Origin of the sequence: Paenibacillus sp. UMB4589-SE434 (genome assembly GCF_030226685.1) — a bacterium.
In the GTDB taxonomy this organism is placed as follows: domain Bacteria; phylum Bacillota; class Bacilli; order Paenibacillales; family Paenibacillaceae; genus Paenibacillus_B.
In genome coordinates, this window is the sequence record NZ_JASOYK010000003.1 from 113,635 (window position 1) to 133,811 (window position 20,177).

14 protein-coding genes are annotated in these 20,177 nt (G+C 42.8%); 11 read left to right on the top strand and 3 right to left on the bottom strand.

Going from position 1 to position 20,177, the window contains the following annotated elements; genetic code table 11:
• Window positions 1-184 precede the first annotated feature (184 nt).
• From QP775_RS13170 to QP775_RS13190, 5 genes are all read left to right on the top strand, one after another.
• The gene (locus QP775_RS13170; RefSeq protein ID WP_285106611.1) at window positions 185-1,333 is read left to right on the top strand and encodes an RHS repeat protein; all 1,149 of its coding nucleotides are present in this window, start codon (window positions 185-187) and stop codon (window positions 1,331-1,333) included.
• Window positions 1,334-1,523: 190 nt separating this feature from the next.
• Window positions 1,524-3,467, top strand: coding sequence for an RHS repeat domain-containing protein (locus QP775_RS13175; protein WP_285106613.1), 1,944 nt, complete (start codon window positions 1,524-1,526; stop codon window positions 3,465-3,467).
• Between the two features lie 112 nt (window positions 3,468-3,579).
• The gene (locus QP775_RS13180; RefSeq protein WP_285106615.1) at window positions 3,580-9,132 is read left to right on the top strand and encodes a polymorphic toxin-type HINT domain-containing protein; all 5,553 of its coding nucleotides are present in this window, start codon (window positions 3,580-3,582) and stop codon (window positions 9,130-9,132) included.
• Between the two features lie 13 nt (window positions 9,133-9,145).
• Complete coding sequence (locus QP775_RS13185; RefSeq protein ID WP_285106617.1) at window positions 9,146-9,658, top strand: hypothetical protein; 513 nt, start codon at window positions 9,146-9,148, stop codon at window positions 9,656-9,658.
• Window positions 9,659-10,797: 1,139 nt separating this feature from the next.
• Window positions 10,798-11,766: a ring-cleaving dioxygenase gene (locus tag QP775_RS13190; protein WP_285106619.1), complete on the top strand. Its 969-nt coding sequence runs from the start codon at window positions 10,798-10,800 to the stop codon at window positions 11,764-11,766.
• A 260-nt stretch (window positions 11,767-12,026) separates the two neighbouring features.
• Here the strand turns inward: QP775_RS13190 and QP775_RS13195 are convergent, their stop codons facing one another.
• Entirely contained in the window at window positions 12,027-12,404 is a 378-nt protein-coding gene (locus tag QP775_RS13195) for a sigma factor (RefSeq protein ID WP_285106621.1), read from the bottom strand.
• Window positions 12,405-12,708: 304 nt separating this feature from the next.
• Window positions 12,709-13,254, bottom strand: coding sequence for a hypothetical protein (locus QP775_RS13200; RefSeq protein ID WP_285106623.1), 546 nt, complete (start codon window positions 13,252-13,254; stop codon window positions 12,709-12,711).
• 82 nt (window positions 13,255-13,336) lie between these two features.
• Between QP775_RS13200 and QP775_RS13205 the strand changes: the two genes are divergently transcribed.
• Window positions 13,337-13,927 carry a TetR/AcrR family transcriptional regulator gene (locus QP775_RS13205; RefSeq protein WP_285106625.1) on the top strand — a complete coding sequence of 197 codons (591 nt, stop codon included), beginning with the start codon at window positions 13,337-13,339 and terminating at the stop codon, window positions 13,925-13,927.
• Between the two features lie 248 nt (window positions 13,928-14,175).
• On the opposite strand, the gene QP775_RS13210 is transcribed toward QP775_RS13205, so the two are convergent.
• Window positions 14,176-14,481 (bottom strand): hypothetical protein, encoded by a 306-nt coding sequence (locus QP775_RS13210; RefSeq protein WP_285106627.1) that lies wholly within the window; start codon window positions 14,479-14,481, stop codon window positions 14,176-14,178.
• 232 nt (window positions 14,482-14,713) lie between these two features.
• Between QP775_RS13210 and QP775_RS13215 the strand changes: the two genes are divergently transcribed.
• The 5 genes from QP775_RS13215 (at window position 14,714) to QP775_RS13235 (ending at window position 20,141) form a co-directional block, all read left to right on the top strand.
• Window positions 14,714-15,289, top strand: a complete 576-nt coding sequence (locus QP775_RS13215; RefSeq protein ID WP_285106629.1) for a sensor domain-containing protein — start codon at window positions 14,714-14,716, stop codon at window positions 15,287-15,289.
• 111 nt (window positions 15,290-15,400) lie between these two features.
• Window positions 15,401-17,203 (top strand): hybrid sensor histidine kinase/response regulator transcription factor, encoded by a 1,803-nt coding sequence (locus QP775_RS13220; RefSeq protein WP_285107266.1) that lies wholly within the window; start codon window positions 15,401-15,403, stop codon window positions 17,201-17,203.
• A 137-nt stretch (window positions 17,204-17,340) separates the two neighbouring features.
• Window positions 17,341-17,955: a CmcI family methyltransferase gene (locus QP775_RS13225; protein ID WP_285106631.1), complete on the top strand. Its 615-nt coding sequence runs from the start codon at window positions 17,341-17,343 to the stop codon at window positions 17,953-17,955.
• Between the two features lie 158 nt (window positions 17,956-18,113).
• On the top strand, window positions 18,114-18,524 hold the full coding sequence (locus QP775_RS13230) for a hypothetical protein (protein ID WP_285106634.1): 411 nt from the start codon (window positions 18,114-18,116) through the stop codon (window positions 18,522-18,524).
• Between the two features lie 684 nt (window positions 18,525-19,208).
• The gene (locus tag QP775_RS13235; protein WP_285106636.1) at window positions 19,209-20,141 is read left to right on the top strand and encodes a macrolide 2'-phosphotransferase; all 933 of its coding nucleotides are present in this window, start codon (window positions 19,209-19,211) and stop codon (window positions 20,139-20,141) included.
• Window positions 20,142-20,177: the final 36 nt, after the last annotated feature.

Here is a 20,177-nt window from a genome sequence, read left to right on the forward strand (position 1 = left end):
TAAGTAAGTAGTCCCTTGCCAGCTTTTTATTTTCTTAAATAGTCACACTTTATTGATTTTATTACATTAATAATTATCCTCCTAAAAATGGATTTGGAGTATAGTGTAGGAAAGAGATTATGGGGAGGATAAGGTGTTTATGGGTCACAGGATGTGTAAAGTAACAGCTTTTCTAGTAATAGTTATGATCTTAATAGGAAATGTTGCTGGACAAGTACAAGCAGAAGAAGTGTCAAAACCTTATGTAGAACGTATCAATGGAGACTTTGAGAAAGATGCAAATGTGAATCGTCTTCCTGATTTTTGGGAATTACATTGGAGAAATGGCACGAGCTTAAACCCTGCTGCCTTAATGGCCCCTTATGAACCTGTCAGCGGTAAATTCCATCTGCGTCTCTACAATGGCACTGGCGATACAACCGCAGCACAGTATGTCTTGTCCGATCGGATTGCTGTTATCGGAGGAAACGCATATGAGTTAAAAGCACAGTTAAGATATACGCTGCCGGTTGGCCTGGCGCAAATTTGTATAATCCAGATGGATAGTCAGGGCAACAATATTGGTGAAATTCAATATGTTTATAACAAAGGAGCATGGAAGTGGGAAAGTACAAATAATAGATTTGTACTTCATCCAGAGACAACATCCGTGCGCCTTCGATTTGGAGTAGGTTGGGAAGAGGGGGCTTACTTGGATGTAGATCAGGTTGAATTTAAGCCTCTAAATGTGTATGGAGAATTTGAAGAAGACGATAATCACAATAATTTGCCAGACTTTTGGGAGTTGAATTGGCGTAATGGAACTAGTGACCAACCGCTTGCGACGTTAGCCCCATACGAACCTATTGCAGGAAAATACCATTATCGACTGTATAGTGGAGTGAAAGATGCTGCTTCTTACCAGTATGGTGTGTCTGAATCCATCCCGGTTATCAGTGGGGCTACGTATGAGTTGAGTGCCTATATGCGTTACGCGATGTCACATGGAAGAGTAGAAATGAGTGTGATTCAAAAAAATAAGCAGGGTCAAGGCATTGACGAAGTTCATCATGTTTATCAGCATCAAAGCTGGCAATGGAGAGAAGCTCGCGAGTACGTTGTGATTCATCCTCAAGCGGTGAGCGTAGAATTGCGATTTGGTGTTGGTGGACAAGAAGGGTCTTTTCTAGACCTCGATAACGTTAAGTTCAATTTTATGAATGCGACAGGGAATACTAAATTTGCAAAATATTCATATAACAACAAGGGTCAATTAACAATAGTCACGTATCCGAATGGTAAAACGGTCAAATACATATATGATGACAATGGTAATCTTGTGGGCAAACAATAAGATTTTATTGTTTAATAGAGAGCTGATTCTATTCTTAATAGAGTCAGCCTTTTTTATGGGAAATGACAAATTTATCAAGGACAAGGTTTATGATTATGAATACTATTAAATATGATCATATAATTGTATATGTGTTTCAAATAGCATTGAAGGCAAAGCACATTTGAATGAATATGTGGGAGGGAAATAGATGCCCTTATTTTTAAATTTGGAAAGAAAGAATGTTTTATCCATTTGTTTTCTATTTATTATGATGTTTATTTTTCAGCACACTGTTGAAGCTAAGGGGGATGTAGAACAAAATTCAAAGATTATAGATATAGGTTTAAAAAGCGGCCAACTAAAGTGGAATATGATGGATCCAAGTATTGGTCATCAAATTGGCAGAGCAGTAGGAGATGGCTGGTTGGCCAATCCAGACCAAGATAAACGGGGTTATTTGAGTTATGGACCTTACGTAAGTGATCAAAATTTAGGGGAATGGGTCACATCGTGGTCATTAAAAACTGATGCTAAATTGCAAGATAACAAAGAAGTGGCAAGGCTGGAGGTTTATGATCCTGATACATTAGAAATCTTAGCATTTCAAGATATAGGAACCTATCAATTTAAAAGTAGCAGCATGTATCAAGATTTTCACCTGAAATTTACAAAGAGTAAGTTGGACCAACGGTTAGAATTTAGAGTGTATTGGTATGGTGATGTTCCATTACAAATAAATAGTATAACAACTAATCAGATAACGAAAATTCATGCTTTGAAACAATGGAAAATGACTGATGATGGAATAGGTCATAATACAGGGAAAGTGGATGGAGCTAACTGGTCAGCAAATCCACCACAAGATAAAGCAGGTTACTTGAGTTATGGCCCATATGTGAGAGATTTAGCTATAGGAAATTGGGAAACAAACTGGTCTTTAATGATAGACAACACAACAGTTGATAACGCAAAAGTGGCGCGGTTAGAAATATACGATTTCGATGAGAAGCAGATTATATCTTCGCGTGAAATAACTAGGCAGCAATTTTTTCAACCTAATACGACTCAAAGCTTTGCTTTAAAGTTTTTTAATATTAACCCCAATCATCGGTTGGAGTTCAGAGTGTATTGGTATGGTGGAGTTCACCTAACTGAAAAGGGCATATTTACAATGAAGACGAAGGCAGTTGATTATGAGAAAAGCTGGCGGATGGATGATTCCTCAGTCGGACATAGAATTGGGAGAATTGAAGGTGGAGGTTGGGCTGCTAACACAGAAAAAGATAAAGAAGGATATTTAAGTTATGGTCCTTACGTTAAGGATTTATCTGCAGGTACATGGGAAGTTAGTTGGCCTCTTATGATAGACAACAATTCAGCAGATAACGCTAAGGTAGCTAGACTTGAGGTGTTTGATTTTGATACTGGCGAAATATTATCGTTCCGTGAAATCACTAGACAGCAGTTTGAACGTCCTATGCAGTATAAAAATTATAATCTAAACTTTCTACACACAGATACTAGCCATAGACTAGAATTTCGCGTGTATTGGTACGGGAATGCTTACATTAAAATGAGTGATATTCAATTAAAGGACATTGACCCCAGTCTAGCAGGGAAAGTATGGAATATGTTTGATCCAATAATCAGTCATCAATCAGGTAAGGTCAATGATGAAATGTGGGTAGTCAATTCTGATCAAGATAAGCCAGGCTATATTAGTTACGGTCCGTATGAGAAAAAACTGGATGAGGGAACTTGGATTGCAACCTGGTCGATGAGATTGGCGAGCTCTTCAATCAATAATGATAATATCGTAAAGATTGAAGTATATGATTCTACAACAGGTGAAATTCTTGGATTTGAAAATATAAGTAGTCAGAAGTTTATAAATAACGATACTTTTCATAACTTTACTCTCCAATTTAGGAACATGAAACAAGGACATGCATTAGAGTTTAGAGCGTTTTGGTATGGGAACGGTGCTGTTCAACTAAAAAATGTAAAAGTTAATCGTGCCAGGATCGTAGACGAGTTTATATATGACGAAAATGGACGCTTAACTCAATGGAGTGAGTCCAAAGGTAAACAAAAACATTTTCAGTATGATACCAATGGAAACTTGTTAAGGACTATGGTTATTGACGAGTAAAGACGATTTATCAATCTACTTGATTTAACGTAATTGAAGTAAGTATGGAGCATATGTAGTGTCACTTGTCTAATTTCTTAAGTAGCCTAATAAAAAAGGGGAAAAATTTAAAATGAGAAAGATATCATGGATCCTAATCGTGGCACTTTGCTTGGAGATATTGTCACCTGGCATTCTAAGCATGCAGCAGTCGGTCAAGGCATTGGAAGGACAGCAGCAGGGAGCGCTGCTGACAATTGATAGCGTAGCAGCGAAATACAAGGTGTCACCGTCGAGCATTATTGAAATGCTGAATGCTGGTTACACCTTAAAGGATATATCTGCTGCACTGGACAAAAATGCAGACGTTTCGAAATTATTCGAAACGCTAAATATGTTATTTCCGGGTAAAGGGAAGCCGTATGAGCCGCCGACAGTCACGGATGTTACTTACCATTTAAAGGATTTACCTCAAGAACAACTGAATAGCATTGATAGTGTGCTAGAAGCAGTTTATGGTAATCAATCTGTAACGGATTCCGTGTATAGACGGTCTAAAAGAAGTGCTAGCAGTGAGTATGACAAATTAGGTTTAATAAATCAACATGTGAAGTTGGATCAAGCCCCATATAGTGTGAGCACTGGTGTTGAACATATATCAACACAAGATGGATCGTTGAACATGAGAGCAGCGGATATAGGTTTGCCAGGGCGCAATGGCCTTTCCTTTAACCTGACGCGTTCTTATAATAGTAACGCAGCGGAATTTTACGAGAAAAGTATTAAACAATCGCCTATGTTTGTTGCTGATTTTAATGTTGTTTTTAAGGTGAAGGTTAAGGTATTAATTCCTGGAAGTAATCCTCAGTTTCTGGATGGGGGGGAGTTCTACACACAATACTCCCAAAATATTCCTGGTCAATTTAACTATGCTGGACAATGGCTTGTTGCACCTGGCAGGTTACGTACGACAGATATGGGATTTAAACAGGTCAATGAAACATTACAGAGAGCCTATCCTGATCAAAATGCAGTAGCAGGTACTAACAGTGTACGTGTTGGTGAATATATTCATATTCTAGAGTTATATCCTACTTCCTCATTTTTTCTTAATAGCTATGATCTGTTAACCATTTATGCTTATGAATCTGCAACCAAGCCTAACGTAATGGATCAACGAGTGCAATTGGGAAAAGGATGGTCTTGGGATGTTCCATATGTGATGTTAGGAGACCAGATTCAGTATGTATCGCTACCTAGTGGTGCTGGTGTATACAAGGTTGGAGCTAATAATTACTTAGAGAATTATCCATTTAAGGACGTTACGTTTTTTAGAGATAATACGAAGACATTTGACGGTGTGACCACGGAATTCGTGTTAAAGTACAAGAGCGGAATGACGTACTATTTTTCAAATAAAGGGTATTTGATTCGTCAAGAAGATGGATACGGTAACTTCCTTAAATATGTGTATGAACAATATGGAACGGAATATGTTCTGAAGCAAGTGAGTGACCCGATTGGGAACAACCTCACTTTAGCCTACTCATGGAATCAAATTATAGCTTCTAATGGTACAGATAAGGTTATTTATCAACTCGGAAGCATTCCTGGCGCAGACCTGAGATATTTACAGTCGGTTACAGATGTATCAGGTAAGTCAACCCATTACACGTATCAGTTTGCAGAATCGAAATTTACGGTTATGGGAAATCAAAATCCTGATGTGCGCAACGATTTCGCGCTTATTAATGGAATACATCACCCGACAGGAGCAAAAACACTGTTTACATATGATTCACTAGTACGTAGTCCTAGTAGTGGGACAACGCAAATTCAATATCGAATCGTTGAGCGTAAAGATTTGACAGAATATGCAGATGGTCGTGTTGTAGACAGCAATAAAAATACGTTTCGATATGAATCGGATCCTTATGCATATGCGGGAAGTCACCAATATCAAGCGATAGTATCTAATGGTGAACTGACCACAACGTTTAAATATAAGAAAGTAAATGATAGTGGTGATAATAAATTTTACAATTTAGAAACGATTCAGGACGGAGGAGCTACGCAACAGATTACGCAGCAAGCTTATGACGAAAACAGTGGCAACCCATACCCGATCCAGATCGTGACCAAGAAGCGGAGCGGAGGCGCTGAAAGTCCAACCCTGTCAGTCAATCGCCAATATGACCGCGATGGCAACATCACGAACGAGACCAACAGCATGGGGGCTAGCACCGTCACGACTTACGACCCAACCTTTGCCTTGCCGCAAACAGTAACGACCAAGTTCGATGCGAGCCAGCAGTCCGTGACCCGTTATGTACGGAACGGGCAAGGTTCAGTGATCGATTCAAAGACGTATGCCAATGTGGAAGGTGGCCCGCTGCTGCGTCACACGAACTTTGAGTATGACGGCTTTGGCAATGTGATGAAGGTGATCGCCAATAATAACGATAAGGCGACGGTATTCCGATACCAGTATGGGCCGGAGTATCACCATGCGTTCCTCACGCAGCAGGATGTGGAAGTGACCAATGCCGATGGGCAGAAAAGCGTAGTAGTGGAGAAAGCGCAGTACGATCCGTTGACTGGGCGATTGCTTGCGTACACGGATGGGCTTAATCAGACCACGTCGTACACCTACGATCGCCTAGGTCGAACAACATCTGTCACAATGCCGAATCAAGCGCAGGCCAGCTATGTGTACAACGACAGCACCAACCACATCATAGCTAAAAATACGTTAGGTGAAGTCCAACAGGTTTGGTTTGATCCACTGGGTCGCAAACTGAAAGAGACTCAAGGCTTGGGCGAAGTAAAGTATGGTTATGATGAGCTCACAAGTCGTCTGCTGTGGCAGGACGATGCTTATGGAAATCGGACATGGTACAGTTATGATGCCTTTGGTCGCATCAAGCAGACAACATATGCGGATCAGACGGCATCCAAGGTGGAGTATGACGATGTCGGTTCAACCGTAACAACTATCGATGCGGAACAGAATAGAACACGCTCCACAACTGATATACTCGGTCGTGAACTGATGGTCGAATCCTTGCAGAATAAGCAGAACTATGTGCCGATTCAGAAGAAAGAGTACAACTTGGCGGGAGCTGTTGTAGCCTCTACGGATGGAAATGGGAACCGAACGACATACAAGTATGATACGTTAGGTCAACTGCTAGCTGTTGTGGACGCAGACAACCAGCAGACTAGCTACCAGTACGATATGCTCGGGAACTTGATGACAACAACCTATGGCAACCAGCAAAGTACCAAGAAAGAGTTCGATGAATTGGGACAAGTCATTAAGAGTATTAATGGCACGGGCCAAGTACAGAAGTTCTATTACGATGCCAACAGCAACCCGGTGCGTTCCATTGATCGCAGCGGAGTGGCGACGGATAACCGTTTTAACAATATGAATCAACTGGTGCAGACGGTAACAGGGAATGACAATGTGCAATACGCGTATGATACCGAAGGCAGACGCCTGAGCATGACGGACCATCGCGGCACAACAAGCTATAAATATCAGCCGATATCTGGATTCCTGACGGAGATTCAATACCCGGATGGCGTACGGTTGACGAATAGCTATGATTTGAACAAACAGACAGGTTATGAGCTTCAGGCTTCACAGACCAACGTAAAAGTAGATGCAGGCTACGACAACATGAACCGGTTGAAAACGTTAGGCGTAACGAGCGGCGGTTCCGCTGCCAACACGTTTGGCTACGATTATCTCAGCAACGGGCAGTTAGCGCAGCAAAGCTATGGCACGGCTTTTGTATCACAGTTGCAGTATACCGATGTGAAGCTGTCCCAATTAGCGTATACGAGAAATAACGCTGCGATGAATACGTTCCAGTACGGTTATGATGCCAATAGCAACATTACAAGTCGGAACGAGAATAATAGGGGATCAAGCTTTACATACACACCGTTGAACCAGATCAAGACGTCCAGTGAATTCGACGAACGTTATTCCTACGATGCACGTTACAATCGATTAACGCTGGAAAGCTCCCGTGAGCTGCCAACTCAAGAAGCGCAGTACGAATATGATGTGAAGAATCGGCTTGTAAAGGCGACAGGGACTCACAATCCAGTCACGTATTCTTACACTGGAGAGGGCCTGCTGTACGAACGGACGGAGAATCAGACCAAGACCCGTTATTACTATGATGCGAAGAGCTTATTGTTGGCGGAAGCATCAGTTGGTGCGGACGGCAAGGCCCAGATGAAGTACGTATATATCCATGATTTGAACGGCAAGTTAGTCGGACGTCAGGATGCTGCCAACGGTAAAATGCAATATTACCAACTAAACGGGCATGGTGATGTGGTCGCGTTGGTAGACGAGCAAGGGCAGAAACTGAATGAATATCGCTATGACATTTGGGGTCAGCCGCTCGAAGAGAAAGAGAGTGTACCGAATATCTTGAAGTACTCAGGTGAGTACTGGGATAAGACAACGGGACTCCAGTATTTGAGAGCCAGATGGTACGACCCAAGCATGGGGCGGTTTATTAATGAGGATACGTATGAAGGAACGTTAGAAAGCCCACTTAGCCAGAATCTGTATACTTATGTTCTGAATAGTCCTTTAAACTATATAGATCCTTCAGGAAATTATTGTGTTTCCCCTAACGGTAAATATGCTCATGCTGGTTTATGTAGTAATGCCTCCAATAGCGATTACTACATGGATGATGTAATGATAATGAAAAATATGCCTTATATCAATAATGGTATTATTATGGGTGAATACAGTGAAGGTGGGGGTTCGTTAAGCCTACGTTCAAAAAGTAACAGAGTAAATGCTGTTTTTTGGGATACTATGTCACGTGATGACTATCGTGAATTTGTTACGGCTATGCCGCTAGCTGCAGGTGTTTGGACTCCTGGTATTCCAAGTGGTGGAATAAAGGGAAGTAAACCAAATTCGATAAAGGGAAATAAGGGTTTTAATAATAATGGTTGTAACTGTTTCACTGCTGGAACAAAGGTTCTTACAGATGAGGGTGAGAAAAATATCGAAGACATTACAGTCGGAGATATGGTTCTTGCCAAGGATGAGAATAATCCTGATGGGAAAACAGAGTATAAGGAAGTAACAGGTTTATTCCGCAACCAACGCGATGATATTATTAAATTACATGTTAGAGAGCAAATCATCGAGACGACAGATAATCATCCGTTCTGGGTTGAGAGTAAAGGGTGGGTCTTCGCAGATGAACTTCAAGTAGGGGACAAACTCCAAAAGTCTGACGGAAGTAATCTGACAATTGATAAGGTTGAGTTCGTAAAGTTGGATGAACCAGTAACGGTTTACAACTTTACGGTTTCTGGCTACCATACTTATTATGTTACAAATTTAGGGGTTTGGGTTCATAATACAGATTGTAAGATTGTTGATGTCAGTAAATATAAGAAATGGGACAGTGTCGGGTCGCAAAAAGGCTGGTTAAAAGAAAAGGGATTTAAAGAAGGGAAACAATATAGAACTGATATTTTAAAGACGGACATATCTGATAGAAATGGTAATAAGATTGGGGAGATTCATTACTTCCAAAAGGATTTCAATGACCCAGATAAATATGTCCCAACTCATTTTCAATATATTGACCCTAAGACAGGTAAAACCACATCACAACATTATTACTTTGAATGAGTAGGTGAGTAATATGGAAATCAGTTTTAAGCCATCTTATGGTGTGATTAAGCATAGCATGGCAACTGAGACTGTTGCTGAATTAGTAAGTTTATTGATAGAAGAAGATTCGATGCTTCTTTTTTCCTTTTATGAAAGAAATATGCACCTATTTGATGAAAGTATACAGAAGTTTATCTTAGATAGATGTGTATTTGTAAACTCCGAATGGATTTTGCCATGGAGCGAATCGATAGCACATTGGGATGAACCAAATAGGACACCACCGAATATAATATGGTTTTGGGCAACGCAAATAGAGGATATAATTAAAGCAATTGAAATTGATAACCTATTTAGATGTATTGTCGTCAAGCGAGGTGAAGAGTTTAAAGATTATTCAAATGTTCTATTCCATCAAGAATATTATTCTTGTGTTGACGAAGAGGACTATGAATATTATTTAGGATTTACAAACAAGGAAGTATTTTTTACTAATTCCTTACATGATATTAAAATGAAGTTTGAGGTAAGATTAATAGACTAGTTAAATTGAACTGACCTTGGGGGCTGAATCCTTAAGGTCTTTCTTTTATCCCCACACCCAGTGCCGAACGAATCGAAAGGCTTCGCAGAAGGTATCTTAAACCTCGTCAACTCCGAATTTTTAAATAATCCAAATGAACAGCAGTGAAGCTGCTGGGGGAAATGAAGATCTCGCAACTCAAAGGATACGTGATCCGATTGTTTGAGTGGCTTATAACATATATTTTATATTACTCTGAAATTATAGAGGTAGTTGGGGAGATGTATATTGGGTGAAGACCAAACATACTGGTAACATGCCAGTTATAAAATTGTCTACAACATTAAAGTGAATGATTTCCACATATACTTTGTTTACAATCTTAGTATTTGGACGCATAATGCATATGGCGATAAGAAACTGTCAAACCCAAATCCTATACCTTCGATTATTAGGAATCAATATGAAAAAATAATTTACGGCAGATGAGGGACACCTAGAACAGTCCCGCAAACGGGTCGGCAACATATTTCAAGGTAGAGAAGGACGGGGTGAACCATGGTTGTATTCATTAGAATTTGATGTCCTAGATTCTTATTTGTCTCGCCAAACACTGGGTATCAGCACTATAAACACAAAAACAGACTGTATCTATGTGCTTCACAACTATTGAGGAAATAGGTTTCAACCTAAAACCAATAACTCTTGATTCTGACGTGTGTTGGATTGAGAAGACCTCATCATATGACGCAATACAATCATGAGTTTTTATTAGGTTACACAATTCGTTTCACGCGAGCTTTTTCCACAGCTTCTTCACAGTCCTACGCCTACAATATCAAGTAAATTGAAGAGATAGTTCTGTACTGTACCCGCCGACTAGTGCATCTTCTGCGCAACCACCTTATTAAGCAGTGCTTTACGCAGATCTTCTGTTCTGCATTGCAGTACATCCAGTTCTCGCCCAAGTAACTCATAAGGGTTGTAAGCAGTCTCATCTACTAGATCACTTAAGAATGGGCAGTTTGAAATGAGTTGACATTTATCTCGAAAACATATATCTTTAAATCAAGATAATAATCAAAAACAGCTAAGTATTCCTTTATTCATTATTCAAATCATAAGTTTAGGTCAACATATAATCAGGAGGATGATCCATTATGGAATTAAAAGGACTTCATCACGTATCGGCATTAACGGCAAATGCAGCAGCAAACTTTGAATTTTACACGCAAGTCATGGGCATGCGCCTGGTCAAAAAGACTGTCAATCAGGACGATACGTCCGTCTATCATCTATTCTACGGTGATGATCAGGCAAATCCGGGTACGGAACTCACGTTTTTTGAGATTCCGAACGCTGGGAGAAACCGGGACGGGGTAGATAGCATCTCGGGAACTTCACTTCGTGTTGCCAGTGACCAAGCTTTGGCATACTGGAAGCAGCGTCTGGAGCAGTATGAAGTTGAGCATGAAGAGATTAAGCAGCGGTTCGGTCGAGCGACACTCGCGCTTCGAGATCGAGAAGGCATGCGTCTCATTCTCGTTTCTGACGAGAAGAATACGGGGGTAGCTGGCGGAATACCTTGGGCAGGCAGTTCCATCCCGCAAGAGTACGGTATTGTTGGATTAGGCCCGGTGCATCTTACGGTGCGGGAGCCGGAAGCGACCGCCTATGTGCTTACCGAGATTATGAGGTTCCGGCTCAAGGGAACTTATCCTGCACTAGTAGAAGGCCAGCCAGACATTCAGGTGTATGAGACTGGGCAGGGTGGCACAGGAGCAGAGGTTCATATCGAGCCGCGAACAGACCTCGCTGAAGAGCGCCTTGGACGAGGCGGCGTTCACCACGTAGCTTTTCGGGTGGATAATGAGGCGGAACTGCGCAAATGGGTAGACCGTATTCAAGAAATGCGCTTGCCAAGCTCCGGCTTCGTAGATCGTTATTACTTCGGAGCGTTATATTTCCGCGAGCCAAATGGTATTTTGTTTGAGCTGTCGACGGATGGTCCGGGATTTGATGTTGACGAGGATATGCTGCATCTAGGAGAGAAGCTGGCACTGCCACCGTTTCTGGAGGAGAAACGAGAACAGATCGAAGCGAAGTTAAAACCATTGGTTACGACATAAATAAAACGGAACGAAAAAAGTGGAGAGCAAACAGTCCTAGTAAGCTTGAAAGATTAGCTTAAGTTAACAATGAAACAGGAGGGTATCCCGTCCGTCGGAGATACCCTCCTGTTTCTGTTCGTACTTACAGGTACACAATTACCTCGCTCTTCAGCCTTATTTTTGTACATCCAAAGCACATCATCGCACGCAAGCATACATGCAAGGAGTGCATTCACGAGAGTCACAATGCTCGCCTGAATGTGCCGTCTAGGTGTACTTTACTGCACGATTGAAGCGATAGCGCCAATTACTTTGCAACTTCCGTCGCTTGCTTTGCTTTCCCTTGATCGATGGCAATCGTTCCTTTCAAACAGGCGGAATTGTCTCCAGATTTGTCTACGCCAATTGTGTACTTGCTTAATAACGATGCCGTTAAGCCAGAACAGAAAGGGCCGCGAGCGATCATAGCTCGGCAGAGCCTTCCACAGTTGGCAGTATATCTCGCTGACGATATCGTTAACGTCTTCCTTATTTGATACTAGAGCTGCCACAGTACCATAAACCTTATGCTTGGTCTGACTATAAATAAAGTCAAAAGCGGATAGATCACCATCTAGTAAGCGATCCAGCCATATATGGAGTTGCTGATCATTCATTTGAGGGCCCCCTGAATTTGTATACACGATGTATTGGCTCGCTAGATTCAAATGGTTCACTTTTTTAATCATTTATTTTAAAGGATGACAAGATAAAGATAAAATTGCGACTCATCGTATGTTGTATTAGCCATAACAATGATTTCACAATAACCAGCACAAAAGCACCTGTGAGACAGGTTGATCTGTAAAGACCGATCTGTCTCGCAGGTGCTTATGTCTCATAAATATATAAAAATCGATAGTGTGTTAAGGATAAACTCAATAAAATGCTGTCACAACATGAAGTCAAATAAGCAAGGGGTTATTGATGCAGCTTTTCTTTTGGCCATAGCGTATAACTGAAGCTCCAAATAAAGTCAATCAACAGGATGACCGTCCAGGAGCGCGCTGTTCCGAGCATCGTATCCGTTGCAGTTGGGCGGTCAACGATCCATATGATGCTGCCCAATAAGGCGATACCAATTGCCCATGCTAGCACGTGTCGATACCAGCCAAGCCGTTCTTTCTTGGCACGTGAGGGGTGGGTTTGTCTGGACGGCTGAGCCGGGCGCTGGAATCCATCACCGAATAAGTGGATGAAGCGATTGTCCGCCCATTGTACCATACTCTTGCCGAAGGCAATTGTAGCTCCGACGTACACCGCAGCCAAGCTGTGGAACACATTGGCCTCAGCACCGTTACGAAGATCAATGACCGTAAATACGATTAATAATACATCAATGATTGGCGTGCACAGCAGTAAAACAGCACCTAATGTGGGCTGCTTTAATTTATATCTGACGAACAAACCTAACAAAATAAATACCCAAAATCCGATTTCACAAGCCAGTATGAGCCAACCAATCATAGTTCCACTCCTTTTTAACACAACTGTATTTTTTAATTTAGCACGAGTGTATTAAAAAGACAACATCTGTTATACTGAGAGCATGCCTAAAATTGTAGATCATAACAAACAAAAAGAAAAATTAGCGGAAGCTACTTGGAGAGTCATCCTGCGAGATGGACTGGAACGCGCATCGGTGCGTAACATTGCGTTGGAAGCGGGCATATCCGCAGGCTCGATGCGTCATTATTTCTCCACCCAGTCTGAGCTGTTGGCTTTCTCGATGCGTCTTGTCTCCCAGCGGGTTAAGACCAGGATCAGCAGCATCCAATATACAGGGGAATTGATGGAGGATATTCAGCAGCTGCTCTGCGAAATTCTGCCTATGGATGAAGAACGAAGCGCGGAAATGGAGGTATGGTTTGGCTTTACAGCCAAAGCGCTGGTAGATCCGACTCTTCATGGGCTGTGCAGCGAGGTATACGATGAGCTGAGACGGGTAATCTCAAGTGTAATGGAGGCCTTGGGCAAGTCAGACTTGTTGCGTGAAGGGTTAGACTTTGAGATTGAAACGGAGCGCTTGTATGCCGTTATCGACGGTTTGGCGGTGCATGCTGTAGTGATGCCCAGCCGTCTGAACCCGGAAATGATCAGGTCGGTGATCGCTGCACATCTGCGATCTCTGTGCAAGTGATCTGGATATATAAGCACCCAAGTATAGTAGAGGCTGCTATTGCATCATGCAAACAGCTATAAAGCCGTCAGATCCACATTGATAAGTGGATGTGACGGCTTTGTTGTTGTTTATTATGGCTCGTATCTCTTGAGGGGGGGATTTTTCGCGGTTCTGTTCTATCATACAAAACCAGTACACCCAGCACAGGAGGAGACAAATTAACGTTTACGGGATGCTATTTTAAGTAAAGCGGCAACAGCAGTGTGTTACCTGAAGGCTTTATCCAGCTGCGCACTGGCTTCCTGCCTGAACAAAGGCTGTTTGGCACGGTAATGGACAGAGCCACCCGATTTTAATGCCGTATTAGGATCAACAATGCCTTGTAATGCGGGCACACGAAAGGTATCGACGGCCCAAGCATCCACGCATCGATTACTCGAATCACGGATGCGAGCGGAGCTAGTACCCGAACAACAGCTGCACTTATACTTCGTTTCATCTTCTTCATTAGGGAAACTCTTTTTCGAATTTTTTTTGAGGCTGCTGATTAAGTATCGCAATGCGGATGTCATAGTAGCTAGTGAGGAGATGTCACAACCTGCTGAATGGAGCAAATAATGCTTGTAGATAGCGGGTTCTGAGCTTAATTGTGGGAGACTTGAACATGTCATATGACACTTTGACACTAGCCTAAATGACAGTAGGGACGCTAGGATACGGCTATACCCGTCAGCTGTATTGATATGGATGTGCTGGCAATGCGACAAACCTATCAACTTAAAGAAAAAGCGAGGCGTTCCTGTCATGAACAACATCATTATCCGTCATATGAGAAATTTTCATTTTTTACTGCTTACGTTTGGAACAGGTGTTTTTTATTTTTGCTTTTATGCGATCGGATTAGTTACGGGGTTTGGTTTGTCATTTACTATTGCGGGCATTCCGCTGTTGACTCACGTGTTGCGTACGACTTCTACCTTTAGGGAATTCGAACGGCTGCAGACGAAGATCTATACCGACATTTCGATCCCAGTGTTGGACGAGCGGCGACAACCGACAGGCAGCTTGTGGATGCAGGCGAAGCAAGAACTACTTAATAGTAATAATTGGAATACAGTTTTGTGGCTTATGCTAAAGCTGATCATCGGGATCGGCTCTCTGTTATGTGCGGTCGTATTATATGTCATACCTTTGCTGATGCTGCTGACCCCATTTCTGTATCCTATTGTGGAGATGAATTTTCTCAATATGTCTGTGCAATCGTTGGAAAGTTCGCTTGTAGTTTGTGGTCTAGGCATGATAGGGATGATCGCAAGTTATTGGCTCAGCAATCGAATTATAATGATAGTGGGTTCTTATTCACGGCTCCTGTTCAAATAAAAGTTGGTGTTAAAGCACCGTTTGCACAATAATGCTATAATTTTCGAGGGAAAAGGCGTTTCTAACAGAAGTAGCACGTAGCGGCATAGGAGTTGATCGAAATTGTTTGATATGGTGAAACGATGGATGTGGTACGACTGGATATTCTGTCTAGTACGACTGGCAGGCACGGTCTCTATCGTAAGTGAGGTCGTGCGATATCAAGAACAGTTTACCTTACCTTTGTTTGTAGTAATTGGCTGGGCGATTGTCTCGTTCTCTGTTCCGTGGCTATGCTTACAGCTAAATGATAAAGCGTATTTAGTGACAGAGATAGCTCTCTCAGGGGGGCTTAGTCTATATTTGACATCCTTGTTTCCGCAAGCGTATCTCTCCATTGTTATTTCTGCTTTTATGATAGCTGTGAATAGTAACAAGATGTCTTACCGCTGGACAGCTCCTGTGATGGTGCTTGTGATCCCTTGTGGCTTCGTGTTGGTATCTGACCAGCCTGTAATATGGCTTCCGATGATCCATGTAGGGATGGCTTATATGCTGGGCTTTATGTTCCATTTATTAATTGTCAATCATAAACAGCATGCGATCATTCGTGAACAGCATGGTGTGCTCGAACAATATACATCTCAAATTGAGCGGATCACACTTTTGGAAGAGCGGAATCGGCTAGCCAAGGATCTGCACGATACGATGGGACATGCATATGCGTCAATCATCATGGGTTTGGAGGCTTTGCGTACTGAATGCACGACGGGGCAAGAGGGGAGCAGGATTGATGGGATGCTGGTATTAGCTCGCAGGAGCATGGAAGAGGTAATTGGGCATGTCCGTCAAATGGAAGCACCTCAGGATTCAATGACTCTCATTCAGTCACTGCGACAACTCATTTCAGACTTTCAGGAGCATACGTCGGCATCTATTCATATTCGAGCGTTAGGAGAAGAATATACGCTGATCAAACAAGTCAAGATGACCTTTTATCGTTGCTTGCAGGAGTCGTTAACCAATGCGGTTCGGCACGGAAAGGCGACCAAAATCCAGATTACGGTGCAGTTCGAGGAACGCCAGACTAGAATGGAAGTACAGGATAACGGACAGGGAACGGATCGGCTGGAAGAAGGGTTTGGCTTAAAAGCGATGAGGGAACGTGCAGACAATTTGCAGGGACAAGTATCTGTTTATTCTGGATTGACGGACGGAACGGTAGTCACTTGTACATTGCCTCGGCAGATAGAGCTATCCAATGAGGCCATTCGTCTGTTAATCGTTGACGATCATGCTTGTCATCGTGAGAGCCTGCAAGCTTTATTGCGGGAACATCCAGATCTGCAAGTAGCAGGCCTTGCAGAAGATGGGGAACGGGCGATTGAGCGATGCCGTGAGTTGGAGCCTCATGTCGTACTGATGGACATGGATATGCCGAATAAGGATGGATTGGCTGCTACCCGTATGATTAAACAACAGTGGCCAGGGACGCGCATTTTAATTTTGACTGCATTCCCAGACACTAATCTGGCAGTGGAAATCATGCGGAGCGGGGCAGATGGTTATTTACTCAAATCAGTTGAACCACGTGAGTTGGCAGATACGATTCGTCTTGTATATCGGGGCGGGATGGTCATGGATCAAGACTTTGCAAACAAACTGGTGAATCAGATTCACTCTAGTCAAGGGACGGAGACTCCATTAGACCCAATTACTGCGCCTGCCACGAAAGTGCCAGGTTACGATCTGACCCCGCGAGAAGTGGAGATATTAAAGCTATTGTCCAAAGGTATGCGGTATAAGAGTATTGCGTCCGCTTTATATCTGTCCGATGGAACGGTAAGAAACTACGCTTCGGCCCTGTACCTCAAGCTTGGCGTATGTAATCGGGAAGAAGCAATACATAAAGCCTTGGAAGCAGGTCTTGTCTAGGCGTCTAGAAGAGCGGATTTTGACCCTGCCATAGTGGATCAGTCCGAACAAGCTATTCTATTGAAGCATTTAATGTAGAATCTTGGGGTGGATTAGGTTCGTCTTGGGAAACCACGACAGCGAAGGGGGGCGCAGGCATGTTTGATTTTATAACACCGTTCTATTTACATTACTACAATAGCCACGCATGGATGGATACTTATTGGATGGGGCATCCCGTGTATAAATGTCCATTGGATTTGTTTCTGTATCAGGAGATTCTCTTTAGCGTAAAACCAGACGTTATTGTGGAGTGCGGAACCAATCAGGGTGGGAGCGCACTGTACTTGGCCCATATGTGTGATCTCATGAACAAAGGGCGAATCGTTACCGTAGATATTGTAGAAGTCGAACGGCCCAAGCATGACCGCATTACTTATCTAACCGGAGATTCGGCTTCGGTTGATACATTAAATCGTGTTAAACCATTCATTAATCCAGAGGATGTCGTATTGGTCATTTTAGATTCCGATCACACGGAGCAGCATGTCTATAAGGAATTGATGCTGTATCATCAACTGGTTACGGTAGGAAGTTATATCATTGTGGAAGATACAATTGTAGGTCACCCTGTTAATCCTGAGCTGTTGCCTGGACCGATGGAAGCGGTAGGACGATTCCTGCCTGATCACGGTGAATTTATTATCGATATGAACAAGCATAAATTTCATCTAACGTTTAACCCAAATGGTTATTTGCTGCGAGTGAAGTAAGATATCAATTATTGATAGGCAGCAGGTGAATGAGAAGGGGGCTGGTAAAGCCTTCTTCTTTTTTGATTTGCGAATGGTCTATCCGTTTTACTAATAGAGGGTATACTATAGATAAGTACTGTTATTTTACTTTTACATGGAAAGAGGTTCGATCATTGATGTCAACCATTCAAACATTATCTCATCAGGCCAGACCTAGCCTGGGGGTGTCCATAAACAAGTACGTTAAGGAAGTACAAGGCACAATTTATAAGCCTTACACAGAAGCAGAAGTGGAACGAATCACTACAAAGGTGAAGTTGTTCTACGAATACAGCAAACCGACCAAGCAAACGGCATATTACGCGGAAATAAAAGGGAAACTCAGCGATCCACAATTTATGATGGATTTGACGGAAGAAGTGAGGCGCTTCCTTGATAACCGTCCAACACAAGCACGATACGATGAGTACATCCTTTTGTGCACGCAGCATCAGTTAACACCAAAGGTGATTGCTAATAAGCAGAAACTAGAAGCCAGAATAGACAAGATTATCAGTACAAACGGTGAAACACAGGATATCAAATAAATATGAGTCAATGCCAGCTCTACTAGTCATCGAAAATATACAGAGTGGTGCTGTACCTGAGGGTACGGCACCTTATTTGTGTATGTGAATCTGAGGCTGCTGCTTACCACTTACGTTTCGAAACGATAATTTATGCCCAGTTGTTTGCCCTAGGCCGAAGTAATGGTCGGAAATTATAGAGTAAGGGTTCCATTCTTCAACAAGAGGTGAATGCAAAAATTGCTATGTGCAGGAGAAGCTGTGATTGTGGATACCGCCGTCCTGAATGCAGAAATATAAATTGTGCAATCCAGCCATTCGTGGTAAGCTATTTGTAATTTTTAGGAACGGAGGGTTCATGTAATGGCATTTTACAGATTCCGATTGAACGCTATTCGCAATTAATTGCATAGTGCTTATAATTCTGCCGTGTGCAGGATATCGGGATAGGTATGTCTATTGACATGAATTCTTATCATAAATGGATAGGTCTTCAACGTTGAGAAAAGCTAGGAGAGTCGAGCATGGAACTTGCGGCGTGGCTGTGTATGTGGCGCAGCTGTGTTCTATTTGCTCTAACTTCATGGTTTCAGTCATGAAATGAATGACTTTATTCCGGTATACCTGCGCACAGACAGAAGTGTTTGTGCTTTTTGTGTTGTTTTTGGACCATAAACAGGTATGAATTTAGAGGAGAGTGAACTTATGACGTCGATGAATCCCGATAAAATAACGAATTTGCTGCAGCTTGCAGAGAAGCATGGCTTAAAGTTGGATGCTCATACGATCAACATAAATGAATCTGGAATGGATTTTCTCGTCGGCTTTGCAAATGATGAATCCGGCAAGGCGTGGGTACTAAGAGTGCCGCGCCGTGAAGATGTGTTGGAACGTGCTGGCTATGAAGGGGACGTACTGGCATTAGTGAGTCGCCATTTGCCAATTGCTGTGCCGCAATGGCGTATTCATACAGCTGAACTTATAGCTTACCCAATGCTAGAGGGGACCCCCGCAGGCACCATAGATCCGGAAGCGCGTCAATATGTGTGGCACATCAATCCGGAGGCGTTAAAACCAGCATTTATCGAATCGCTAGCTCAGTCGCTGGCAGCTGTGCACAGTATCGATCATCAGGAAGCTGCTGCGCGAGGTATCCGGGTACTAAGCCCTGAAGAGGTGCGAACTTCGCTGATCAAGCGTATGCAGGAGATCAAACAGAAGATTGGCGTCTCGGATGAGCTATGGCAGCGCTGGCAGGCTTGGACAGGTGATGACTCTTATTGGCCGCAGCATTCAGCGCTTATCCATGGGGATATGCATGCAGGACACATACTGGTAGATGCTGAGGAGCGTGTAAGCGGGTTTATTGATTGGACGGAGGGGCAAGTAGGTGATCCTGCAGCTGACTTCAAGTTGTGTCTGGCTACGTTTGGCGAGGATGTGCTTGCAGAAGTGATCGCACAGTATGAAGCGGCAGGTGGTCGCGTCTGGCCGCGCATGCGTGATCACATCATCGAGCTGTGGGCCGCATATGCAGTAGATGTGGCGGCATTTGCTTTGTTGACTGGAGATGAGGCGACGCTGGATATGGCGCGTTCGCTGCTAGGTGTAAACGATCAGGAACAGTCAGAGAGTTAGTCTCAGGAAACATGCTGTGAACGGACAAAGGTCGAG